Below are 1938 nucleotides of genomic sequence, written 5' to 3'. Positions count from 1 at the left end.
TTTTTGTGGTGCGCCAGGCATGGCGCGTAGCGCCGTGACTGGCGCTGTTCAGCTCACTGTGGTGGTGAGCCGAACGACTTGGAGGTGAAAGTCCTCTACACACCCGGCAAGGGGAAGTGTTAGCCAGAGGCAAGGGTGTCGCGGGTGACTGCGAATCTGAAGGAAGCCCGAGGCAAAATGCTGGCCTGACGAACAGGAAGCGGATGAGGCGGCACAGCGGGGTAAGACGGCCACAATCGTCAAAGCCCGATACTTGCACGGAGCGCTGTGACGTATATCCGACAGGCATAAGCAGGAAGGTCGCGCGAATTACCCTGGGAGATCTGCAGGTTTGCCATCGTGCTACCGAGCGCCGAGAGGCGACGGGATGAACCTGCAGAAGTCAGCCGAGGCCGTAGTAAGTGGCGGAAAAAAAAACCACGCCACCAAGGGCCGAACAGGTTATGCCGCCAGTAGGCGTTAGAGTCTCGTCGAATGTCCGAAAAGCAGAAATCTCTCCACAAGAGGGCTGTAACCCCAAGCTCTGGACGGAATCCAGGGTTTGCGGCTGGCAGTGCGCAGGCATCGGCGGCGTCTGTGACGTGGACGAACGCGGAGCCGGACACGCTGATGGAGCGGGTGCTTGCACCGGCCAACCTCAGGCGTGCGTATCAACGTGTGGTCAGCAACAAGGGCGCACCGGGTGCCGATGGCATGACGGTCGATCAACTGGCGGACTACACGAAACAGTATTGGCCGACTCTCAAGGCTCGGTTGCTGGCCGGCGTGTATCACCCGCAAGGTGTGCGCGCCGTTGAAATCCCAAAACCCAAAGGTGGAACACGGCAGTTGGGCATTCCCTGTGTCGTGGATCGCCTGATCCAACAGGCCCTGCTGCAACAGCTCACGCCGATCTTCGACCCTCTGTTCTCGGATTACAGCTACGGTTTTCGTCCGGGTAGAAGCGCTCATCAAGCCATTGAAACTGCCCGTGCCCATGTGGCGGCGGGCCACCGCTGGTGCGTGGAACTTGACCTGGAGAAATTCTTTGATCGGGTCAACCACGATGTATTGATGGCCTACGTCGAGCGTCAAATCGAAGACAGGCGGGTGCTCAGGCTGATCCGTCGTTACCTCGAAGCCGGAATCATGTCGGGCGGGATCGTCAGCCGACGGCAGGAGGGGACGCCGCAAGGCGGCCCGCTCTCGCCGTTGCTGTCGAACATCCTGCTCAACGAACTCGATCGCGAACTGGAGCGGCGGGGGCATCGCTTTGTGCGTTATGCCGACGATGCGAACATCTATGTGCGCAGTCGCCGTGCTGGCGAACGAGTGCTGGCCGGGGTTGAGCGCTTCCTGAATCAGCGTTTGAAACTAACGCTGAATCGGGAAAAGAGCCGCGTGGCACGGCCATGGGTCTGTGATTACTTAGGTTACGGGATGAGCTGGCATAAACAGCCGAAGCTGAAAGTGGCAACGATGAGCCTGAATCGCTTGCGTGATCGGCTCAGAGAGCTGCTGCACGGCGCACAGGGTTGCAAGATGGCTACGATCATCGAGCGAATAAACCCGGTACTACGCGGTTGGGCGGGTTATTTCCAGCTTAGCCGAAGCAGAAGGCCACTTGAAGAACTGGACGGCTGGGTGCGGCGCAAGCTTCGCTGCGTCCTCTGGCGTCAATGGAAGTGGCCCTCCACGAGGGCGCGCAACCTGATGCGCTTGGGACTCAAAGAGGAGCGGGCCTGCAAATCAGTGTTCAACGGCCGCGGCCCATGGTGGAACTCGGGAGCGTCACATATGAATCAGGCGCTGGCGAAGAAACGATGGGACAACCTCGGCCTGGTCTCGATACTGGACACGATAAACCGACTTAACCGTATAACCTGAACCGCCGTATACGGAACCGTACGTACGGTGGTGTGAGAGGACGGCGGATGTGAATCCGCCTCCTACTCGATG

1 protein-coding gene is annotated in these 1938 nt (G+C 59.3%); it reads left to right on the top strand.

The window, feature by feature from the left end; all coding sequences use genetic code 11:
• The first annotated feature begins 474 nt into the window (after window positions 1-474).
• On the top strand, window positions 475-1866 hold the full coding sequence (gene ltrA, locus ACIOU6_RS27935) for a group II intron reverse transcriptase/maturase (RefSeq protein WP_401139967.1): 1392 nt from the start codon (window positions 475-477) through the stop codon (window positions 1864-1866).
• The last annotated feature ends 72 nt before the right edge of the window (window positions 1867-1938 follow it).

This window comes from Pseudomonas sp. NPDC087615 (assembly GCF_044743445.1).
Taxonomy (GTDB): Bacteria; Pseudomonadota; Gammaproteobacteria; order Pseudomonadales; family Pseudomonadaceae; genus Aquipseudomonas; species Aquipseudomonas baetica_A.
The sequence above is the reverse complement of the archived record's forward strand: the minus strand, read 5'-3'. Positions and strand labels throughout refer to the sequence as shown.

Excerpts from the sequence above, each read along its gene's own strand:
- ltrA (WP_401139967.1), top strand. The coding sequence starts at position 475 with ATGTCCGAAAAGCAGAAATCTCTCCACAAGAGGGCTGTAACCCCAAGC.